Source organism: Marinobacter pelagius (assembly GCF_900114925.1).
Taxonomy (GTDB): Bacteria; Pseudomonadota; Gammaproteobacteria; order Pseudomonadales; family Oleiphilaceae; genus Marinobacter; species Marinobacter pelagius.
Genome location: NZ_FOUR01000006.1, coordinates 285393 through 294810, shown reverse-complemented (window position 1 = coordinate 294810; position 9418 = coordinate 285393). Strand labels below are relative to the sequence as shown.

At 61.0% G+C, this 9418-nt stretch carries 9 protein-coding genes; 4 read left to right on the top strand and 5 right to left on the bottom strand.

The window, feature by feature from the left end; all coding sequences use genetic code 11:
* The 4 genes from BM254_RS17890 to BM254_RS13570 form a co-directional block, all read right to left on the bottom strand.
* Positions 1-244 (bottom strand): IS110 family transposase (locus BM254_RS17890; RefSeq protein ID WP_139227077.1); only part of this gene is annotated, 244 nt, incomplete at its 3' end.
* Between the two features lie 109 nt (positions 245-353).
* Positions 354-1604 carry a MerC family mercury resistance protein gene (locus tag BM254_RS13580; RefSeq protein WP_092004678.1) on the bottom strand — a complete coding sequence of 417 codons (1251 nt, stop codon included), beginning with the start codon at positions 1602-1604 and terminating at the stop codon, positions 354-356.
* 33 nt (positions 1605-1637) lie between these two features.
* Positions 1638-1871, bottom strand: coding sequence for a mycothiol system anti-sigma-R factor (gene rsrA, locus BM254_RS13575; protein ID WP_092004675.1), 234 nt, complete (start codon positions 1869-1871; stop codon positions 1638-1640).
* Positions 1868-2521, bottom strand: a complete 654-nt coding sequence (locus tag BM254_RS13570) for an RNA polymerase sigma factor (RefSeq protein WP_092004672.1) — start codon at positions 2519-2521, stop codon at positions 1868-1870. The genes rsrA and BM254_RS13570 overlap by 4 nt, the downstream gene beginning before the upstream one ends.
* A 164-nt stretch (positions 2522-2685) precedes the next feature.
* Between BM254_RS13570 and BM254_RS13565 the strand changes: the two genes are divergently transcribed.
* Positions 2686-3198, top strand: coding sequence for a cupin domain-containing protein (locus tag BM254_RS13565; RefSeq protein ID WP_217647757.1), 513 nt, complete (start codon positions 2686-2688; stop codon positions 3196-3198).
* 424 nt (positions 3199-3622) lie between these two features.
* A complete protein-coding gene (locus tag BM254_RS13560) occupies positions 3623-4891 on the top strand; it encodes a DUF4998 domain-containing protein (protein ID WP_245777443.1) in 1269 nt (422 codons plus the stop codon).
* A 14-nt stretch (positions 4892-4905) separates the two neighbouring features.
* Here the strand turns inward: BM254_RS13560 and BM254_RS13555 are convergent, their stop codons facing one another.
* On the bottom strand, positions 4906-5922 hold the full coding sequence (locus tag BM254_RS13555) for an AraC family transcriptional regulator (protein WP_092004667.1): 1017 nt from the start codon (positions 5920-5922) through the stop codon (positions 4906-4908).
* A 90-nt stretch (positions 5923-6012) separates the two neighbouring features.
* On the opposite strand from BM254_RS13555, the gene BM254_RS13550 reads away from it, so the two are divergent.
* Together BM254_RS13550 and BM254_RS13545 are read left to right on the top strand one after the other, a co-directional pair.
* The gene (locus BM254_RS13550) at positions 6013-7626 is read left to right on the top strand and encodes an FAD-dependent oxidoreductase (protein WP_092004664.1); all 1614 of its coding nucleotides are present in this window, start codon (positions 6013-6015) and stop codon (positions 7624-7626) included.
* Positions 7627-7708: 82 nt separating this feature from the next.
* Entirely contained in the window at positions 7709-9367 is a 1659-nt protein-coding gene (locus tag BM254_RS13545) for an acetolactate synthase large subunit (RefSeq protein WP_092004661.1), read from the top strand.
* Positions 9368-9418 lie beyond the last annotated feature (51 nt).

The following is a 9418-nucleotide window of genomic DNA, read 5'->3' as shown; positions in this document are numbered from 1 at the left end:
CCGCATGCGTGTTGACCAGCATGACGTGGTGACCGGCCGCTTGTAGGCCGTCCACCAGCCAGTACCAGTTGAAGGTCGACTCCACCGCAACCCCGTAGAGATCGTTCTGGAAAGGCTGCAGCGCCCGCTCGATGGTGGGCAGGTCGTTAGGTAGACGTTCCTGATAAAGCACGCTGTCATTCTCATCAAGAACGACAGCGACACTATTGTTTGAATGCAGGTCGATGGCGCAGAATAGAGTCATGTCAGCCTCCTGTAGCGGCAGTGTGTTTGCCAACTACCAGCCTACTCCGGATGACGGACTATGGGAGGCTGGCTACATGATTTTCAGATGAAAAGCGCGTCTGCGCTTTTCATCTGACCCCGTCCTGGGAGGTGCCCCGAGTGGCGCCATCGAGGCCAAGCTTTCGGGCTTCCAGCCGTCGCCGATAGCGCAAGTCCACAAAGGCGCCTGCTGCCAGTAGTGCAAACCCTGCAAGCTCCGTCAGCACATGGTAGTCCACGAACAGGGCAAAGCACACGATTGCCCCGCCAAGGGTTGCCAGAAGCCCCGGCAGGGTAGAGCGGTGCTGCAGGAAACCGGCTGCGATTGTCAGCCAGGCCAGCAGGGTAAAGGTGGCGATGACCAGGGACCAGGCCTGCGGCGACAGCGCCAGCCGGATGCCAGCGAGGGTGAGCAGGCCGGTCATGGCCACCACGCCATAACAACTGACCAGGGCGAGACCCAGTGCCGCCACGCCCGAAAAGCCACGGCGATGCAGCTGGCCGAGCCAGCGGGAAGGATGACTTCGCCGGAGCCACTCCCGTAATCGCCCGGGTGGATGTTCGCCCCGCCTGGCTGACACTTCCACTGAGTGGGCGCCGAAGCTGCGGGCAATCTCCCGGGTCTGTGCGCTGGGACTCAAGGCAAAGTAGTCATGGCGATTCAGTACCTGTATATCCTCGAATCCGGTGTCGCCCATCATGGCGAGGAGGTCTTCCTCCACAGTGGCGCCTACCACGCACTCAACCCAGAGGCGGGGGTCGCTGTCACAGTCGACATTGACGGGGCGGCGGATGACCACGTCGGCAAACTGGACCCTGCCACCGGGTTTCAGGACCCGGAACATTTCCCGAAAAGCCTGTCGCTTTGATGGCACCAGGTTGATTGCTCCGTTGCTGGTGATACTGTCCACGGATTGGCCTGCAAGGGGGATTTGCTCAGCCGAGGCCTGCACGACGCTGATATTCCCGCAGTGTCCGGAGGCATGCTGCCGCAGCTTTCGGGTCATGGCAGCGGTCAGATCCAGTGCGATGACATGCCCTGACTGACCCACCACCCGGCTTGCGATGACGCTGTCGTTACCCGCGCCGGCACCCAGGTCCAGGGTCGTGTCGCCGGGTTGGAGCGCCCGCCCCCGGAAGGGCCAGCCGACACCGGCGAACGATGCGAGTGTGCTGTCAGGAAGTTCGACAATCTGCTCTTCCGTGTAGCCCAGGCTGCGGCAGGCACCGGCACCGACCGGAAAATGATAGGGCGAGTCGGGAGCTTCCGCGACGCCGGTGTACATGTCCTGAACCGCCTCGCGAATCTGATCTTCTGAGTAGCCAAGAATCGCAACCATGGTTTGCCCCCTGCAAATTACGCTGCCCTGGGGCTATTGCCCCGTCAGTTCCCGGATCCGCGCCCGCAGTCGTTCCGGCGCCTCCTCGGTTCCGGCTTGAGCAATCCGCTCACGCAACCGCCGCTCAAATTCAGCCCTGCTGAAACAATCGAAACAGCGTCGCAGGTGGTGATCGATCTCGGCGCGATTGGTCGCATCCAGCTCTTGGTCCAGATACTCGAACAACCGTTCAATGACTTCCTCACATGAAATGTTCGATGCGTTCACTGTTCGTCTCCGGCTGTTGAACGGGTCCCGTGGGTGGTCAGGCCGGCGTCGCGGCCCTGTGTCCAGAGCGCTTTCTGCAGCAGGCAACGTGCCCGGCTCAACCGGGAACGAACCGTGCCCATGGGAATGTCGAGTATCCGGGCAACCTGTTCGTAGCTATAACCCTGCATTTCAACCATCACCAGCACGATCCGGTAGGGCTCTGCGAGGTCATCAACGGCCCTTTTCAGATCCTCCTCCAGCAGGTGGTTGATAAACTCCGTTTCGGGCCGCCCCAGCCAGAGCAGAAACGGCTGGTGAAGGTTCTCGAACAGTGAGAACCGGCAATCCTCCTCCCCGTCGTCTGCATCCAGGGGAAGTTCCCGGTCCTGGCGGCATTGTCTCCGGCGCCTGAGACTGACAAAGGTATTGTGCAGTATCCGGAACAGCCAGCCTTCCATATGGGTGAGATCGTCCAGTTGATCGAGCCCGCGCCAGGCCTTGCTGACGGACTCCGCCACCACATCCTCGGCTTCATCCGCATCACGGGTCATCCGCAGGGCCGTGCCGTAGAGACGGTCCATCAGGCGCTCCACATTTGTCCTGAACAGCCGTTGGCGCTCTTCTGAAACTGTCGATTCACAACGCTGTTCCGTTTCCACAGGTCTCATGGTGTTTCCCCGTTGGCGTTGTTACAGGGACGCCCCTGACAACCCAAATGTTCCCGGCAATTTTCCGGGAACATTCCCTTTTGCTGCCGCGTCCTTGCGGTCAGCCGGGCAGGACCCCGGTGTTCCAGAAAACCTCTGCGAATCTGATAAGAGGAGGATAGACGATGGATATTATCTCAGGCACCGGACACGCCGGAGGCAAGCTGCTGACAACCGGCCTGCTTGCGGCCTCACTGTGCATTGGTGCCGCTGGTGGCGCCTATGCGAAGACGCCGTACAACGGTGAGGGGCATGTCATGATCGAGCCTTCCGAGCTGACATGGAAGCCGGTTGGATCCATGGCAGAAGGAGCGGAAATCTCGATTCTGGAGGGCGATCTCGCCAGTGGCGATCCGTTCACCATCCGGTTGCGTTTACCGCCAAACTACAAAGTGGCTCCACACATTCATCCGGCCTATGAACGGGTCACCGTGTTGTCCGGGACCTTTCATTTCGCCCACGGTGAGGAGTTTCGCCGCGATGAAGCCAGGGTGTTGCCCACAGGAAGCCTTGCGATCATGTCGCCGGGAGATCCGATGTTCGGTTATACCGGAGACGAAGGCACTGTCATCCAGTTGCATGGCAATGGTCCCTGGGGGATCGAGTATCTGAATCCCGAGGACGATCCACGCAACTAGAAACCAGAAGCCTGCGGCGGCCTGGCAAGTGTCGGACCGCCGCTGTTTCATGGATGAAAGACAGCGTGCTCACTGTTTAAATTTGTAATCGCGAAAGGCAACGGCAGAGCCAGGTTGTCTACCCCTAACCAATCAGTGCTCAAAATATGATCAGAAAATCATGAGGTTAAGCGAAGTTTTCACGACCTGCCCGATGTAACCTTCAATGTCGCGATGTTTCCTACCGTAAGCGCCACTTTCCCGACGAATTCCCCTCCATAAAAAGCGAATCTGATCACATTTTGGTCGGAATTTACCGGAGTATGATCTGCCCAATTCGTCAATAAATTGGTGCAAAACGATGTCATATTGCGGCAAAAAATTATCGAAGCACGGGCTGCTGGTTCTCTCAGCGTCCGTTCTTCTTTCGGGCTGCTTCAAGGATATGACAGGCAGCGACAGCAACACGGTGACTCAGTCCCAGGAACCGGCCGTCGAGGTTGCCGGAGCGGCCATGAAGGGTGTTATCCAGAAAGGCATCGTCACGGCGAACCGGTTGCTGGCGGACAAGGACGGCTATTACGCGCCGGACCGATTGGCAGCCAAACCTGTGCTGACCGCTGATGATGGTAGTTATGATCTGCGCTTGCGGGGCAAGGCCGACGGCTGGGCCCTGGTTGAGCTGCAGGCTGATGGCAATACTCGCATGATCTGTGATGTGGTCCCCCAATGCGATCAGGCTGGTGCCGAGGCGGTCGCGTTCGGCCAGCCCATGCCGCTGGATAGTCAATTCAGCTTGCGCGGTGCCGGTGACCTGACCACGGAAACCGTGCACCTGACGCCGTTGACCCATCTGGCGGTCACGCTGGCGGAGCGAAGTGCTAACGGTCTGTCTCCGGAAGCCCTGTCTGGTGCCTACCAGACGGTCGAAGGGTGGTTCGGGCTCGCTCCCGGCTCCCTTCGTCTGGCTCCGCCGGATCTGACCCGACTTGACGACCTGGGCAGTGTTTCTGCAGACGCCCTGCAGGTGTCCATCACCAATGCCGCTTTCCTGGCCCTGGTGAATGACAGCACCCAATGGAGCACCATCTCCGACGTGCTGAACAACATGACCTCCCAGATCGCGGCCAACGGCCGGATCGACATCATGGGAGATGGCGTGAATGTGGCGCTGTCGGACCTGGTCAGTGCCGCAGCGCTGCAGTCCTCCGAGCTCCAGGCCACCGTGGCGTCGAGTGTGATCAGCCAGAAGCTGGTTGTTGTCGAGTATCGTAATGTCCAGCGTTTCAAGACCATTGCTGATGTGTACGAGGACTCCGACACCGAAGAGTCGATTGCTGACAACACCGATACGACAGACACCGACAGCTCCGGTGACACGGTAGCAGATACCGGAACCGATAATACTGATTCAACGGTAACCGAACCCGTTCAGGAGCCGACAATCCCGGCGAACGCCGCACTGCTGAGTTGGACCGCTCCGCTCACCCGCGAGAACGGTGAGAGCCTGAGCATGGGTGAAATCGCAGGCTTCGAGGTGGTCTACGGAACCAATCCGGACAGCCTGGACCAGAGTCTGGCAATCGGCGATGCGTCGGTGGATGAGCTGCTGGTGGACGAATTGACGGATGGCACCTGGTACTTTGCCATCCGCACCCTGGATACCGATGGTAACCGCAGTCGTCTGTCCGAGGTCGTCTACAAGCAGATCTGATTGGTACTTCGGCACTACTGGCGTGATTGTCCCAGCTGCTTTCGCCACCGAACCGGCGGCGAGCCGGTCCATCGTTTGAAAGCCCGGTAGAAGGTACTGACTTCGGCGAACCCCAGGGACTCGGCTATCTCCGGCAGGGCGGCGCTGGTCTCGGCGACCGCCTGGAGCGCCTTCTGACGCCGGACTTCATCGAGCAAACCATCGAAGGTGTGGCCCTGGTCCCGTAGCCGACGGGCCAGGGTCCGCTCGCTGATGCCAAGTACCTCGGCCGCATCTGCCCGGCGGGGAAGCACCGGCCCCACCCGGGCCGCCAGCCATCGCTGTAATTCTGCAACCGAGGCACTGTTCATGGTCAGGGCTTTCAGGCGGGCACTGGTGTAACGCTCATGAACCTGCGCCAGTTGGGGATCTGCCTGGGGCAGGGGCTGATCCAGAACGGTATTTTCCACCAGTACGCCGCTGAAGGCCTGCTCGAACTCCACCGGGCAATTGAATACCGTCTGGTAGCCCTGAACCGGCCCGAGCCGGGGCTGGCTGAACTGGACCCGCGCCGGTTGCATCCGGGTACCTGTCACCCAGCTGGCAAAGCCAACCACGGACGCTAGCACCGCCTCGATCTGGTGAGGGCTGAACGCCAGCTTGCCCTGACGGGGATGGTAGACCAGCCAGGTGGCGGTGTTGCCGGCAACAATCTGAAACCGGCCGCCATCGGATATCAGCCGTTGAAAGCGCTGAACCATCGCAATAGCCTCGCGCAGGGTCGCGGCAGACTGCAGGGCAAACCCCACCCCGCTGATGCTCATGGGCGTGAACTCGGCACCCACCTTCAGCCCGAAACCTGGGTCCCCTGTGCAGCGTTCCGCCGCATGCCACAGGCGGGTGATGTCATCGATTGGCCAGCGTTCCAGCTCACATGCGGAAGCGGGAATGCCGGCTTCTGCCAGCAGGGTATCCGTATCCACGGAGAGGCGTTCGGCCGCTCCGATCACGGTATTGACCCAGCCCATGGAAACGGTGGCCTCTAATGTCAATTTTGTTGGCCTCTAATGTCAATTTTAAAGCCATGGTACCGGTATATCTTTGAACCTGACAACTCATTGCTAACGGGTCGGATACGCATTATGGCCAAGGTGATTGCTTCAGACATTCTGGTGGTTGGCGGCGGGCTGGCGGGCATTGTTACCGCTCTCGAGGGCCTGCGGGCCGGGAAAACCGTCACCCTGGCGGACCGTGACACCGAGGAACGCATGGGCGGCCTGGCACTCTGGGCCTTTGGTGGCATGATGCTGGTGGGTACCCCCCTGCAGGAGCGAATGAAAATTGCGGACACGCCGGAAATTGCCCTGGGTGACTGGCTCAGCTTCGGCGAACTGGCACCCGATGATGAGTGGCCGCTGCAATGGGCCCGCTACTACGTCGAGCACTCCCGCAGCGAGGTGTACGACTGGCTGAGTGACGAAGGCATCAAGTTCCTTCCCGCCGTGAACTGGGTGGAGCGGGGGCGCTTTGGCGATGGCAACCGGCTGCCCCGTTACCACGTGGTCTGGGGTACTGCCCGGGAGCTGGTCCGCTGCCTGCTGGCAGCCCTGTACCGGGAGAATACCGCCGGCAGACTCACCCTGCTGCACGAGCACCGCATCACCGAACTGGACCATGAGGCCGGCAAGGTCAGTGGCGCCCTGGCCATCAACGAGGCTACCGGTGAGGAAGTTCGCCTGGCGGCTTCTGCTGTGGTTCTGGCCACCGGCGGCATCAACGGTAGCCATGAGCAATGCCGGGCCAACTGGCCCGGTGACCGGCCACAACCCACCAGCATGCTGAACGGGGCTCACCCTTACGCGGATGGCCGAATGCATCACTGGGTCGCCGATAGGCTGAATGGCCAGATCACCCACGCGGGGGAAATGTGGAACTACGCCGCCGGTTTCCCGCACCCGTATCCGCATTTTCCCGGCCACGGCCTTTCCACCATCCCCTGCAAATCGGCCCTGTGGCTGAACCACTGGGGAGAACGGATCGGCCCGGAGCCCCTGGTGACCGGTTTTGACACCCACTGGCTGTGCCAGCGGGTGGCGGAGCAGGAAAAGCCCTGGACCTGGCACCTGCTGAACTGGCGCATTGCCGCCAAGGAATTTGCCATCTCCGGTGCCGAGCACAACGCCCGGATCCGGGACAAGCAATTCCCGTTATTCGTGAAAGAACTGCTACTGGGTAACCACGCCCTGGTTCGTCAGATGCAGCATGAAAGCCGTGATTTCCTGGTTGCGGATACCCTGGCCGACCTGGCCGGCAAAATGAACGCACTGACCTGCTCCCATGACGTCAACCCGCAGACGCTCCAGGCCACGGCAGATGCCTTCGACGCCAACTTTGCCACCGGCACCAGCCTTCATAACGACCCCCAGATCCGCATGATCGAGCATGCCCGGGAATGGAAACCGGACCGACTGCGTACCTGTAAACCCGCACCGCTGCAAAAACCGGGCGCCGGCCCCTACATTGCCATCCGCATGCAGCTGATTACCCGCAAGAGCCTGGGCGGCCTGCAAACCGATCTGCTCAGCCGAGTCCTGGATGGGCAGGGTGCACCCGTACAGGGTCTGTACTGTGTGGGAGAGGCCGCCGGCTTTGGTGGCGGTGGTGCCAACGGCAAACGCTCATTGGAGGGCACCTTCCTGCCCGGTTGCATCATGACCGCGCGGGCGGCAGTTCGCTCGATTGTTTCCGGAGGCTGACATCAGGTTGTCCAGAAATTGCAGATCCTTTAAGAACGAGAATATTTACTAATCCCGAATGCGGAAAGGTTGGAGAACAACAATGACAAACGGCGCACAAGCCCTGATGAAAACCCTGGTGGATGCCGGCGTGGAAGTGTGTTTCAGCAACCCAGGCACCAGTGAAATGCATTTCGTGGCGGCACTGGATGATGAGCCAAAAATGCGGGCGGTCCTCGCCCTGTTTGAGGGTGTAGCCACCGGCGCGGCCGATGGATACGCCCGCATGGCCGACAAACCCGCCGCCACCTTGCTGCACCTGGGCTGCGGGCTGGGCAATGGGCTGGCCAACCTGCATAACGCCCGAAAGGGTAAGGTGCCCGTGGTGAACATTGTTGGCGACCACGCCACCTACCACGTGAAATACGATGCTCAGCTGCAGTCCGATATCGAGACCGTCGCCCGCAACGTTTCTCCGGGGTTTGTGCGCACCGCAAAGAGCACGGAAACCCTGTGCCAGGATGCTGCTGAGGCCATCGCCGCGGCCCGGAGCGCTCCCGGCCAGGTGGCAACCTTGATTCTGCCGGCCGACGTTTCCTGGGGTGAGGGTGGGGTGCCGAGCGCGCCCCTTGCGCCACCAGTGCCACAGCGGGCGGATGATGACGTTGTGGAGGAAATTGCCTCCGTCATTCGCTCGGGCAAGAAAGTGGCCCTGCTGATGGGTGGGCGCGCCCTGCGTGAGCCCGGCCTGATGGCGGCAGCGAAACTTGCCGCCCACAGTGGCGTTACCCTGCTGGGGGAAACCTTCCCGACCCGCATGGAGCGGGGTGCCGGCCTGCCGTACGTGGAGCGTCTGGCTTACCTGGCCGAACTGGCCACGGTGCAGCTGACAGACGTGGAACACTTGGTGATCGTGGACTCCAAGGCGCCGGTTTCCTTCTTTGCCTATCCGGGCAAGCAAAGCTACCTGGTACCCGATAGCTGCCAGGTCCATACCCTGGCGGCGCCGGACCAGGACGTGACGGCAAGCCTGGACAAGCTCAACAAAGCCCTGGGCGCTGTCGAAGCCCAACCGCAGCTGCAGGCGGAAAAACGCCCCGGCCGGCCGCGGGGCAAGCTCACGGCAGAAAAAGTCTGCAAAGCCGTCGGCCACCTGATGCCTGAAAACGCCATCATCGTGGACGAAGGCATCACCTCCAGCCTCATGCTCTCGGTCATGACGGCAGGCGCACCCCGCCACGACATGATCACCCTCACCGGGGGCGCTATCGGTCAGGGACTGCCGAACGCGGTCGGCGCCGCCGTGGCCTGCCCGGAGCGGCCGGTAATAGCGCTGATCGGCGATGGCACCGCGATGTACACCATCCAGGCGCTGTGGACCATGGCCCGGGAACAGCTCAACGTCACCTCCATTATTTTCAACAACGCCTCCTATTCGGTGTTGAACATCGAGCTGGAGCGGGTGGGCGCGGAAGAGGCAGGCGAAAAAGCCAAGTCCCAGCTGGACCTGCGCGGCCCGGTGATCAATTTCGCGGAAATGGCCAACGGCATGGGCGTCCACGCTGTGCGGGTACACACCGCCGAAGAGATGGCAAAAGCCCTGGAATATGCCCAGAAAATGCCCGGCCCCCACCTGATCGAGGCGATGATTCCGGAGTCCCTGAGCGGCGTGAAGCGTAAGATTCTGCCGTGGATGCTGCGTTCGCTGCCAAGCCTGCCGTTATCGGTTTCGAAGGCATTGAAGCGAAAACTGGCGCCTTAAGCGGGAGTGGTTTTTCAGGTCAGTATGAAGAAGAAAGCCCCCGGCTGAATG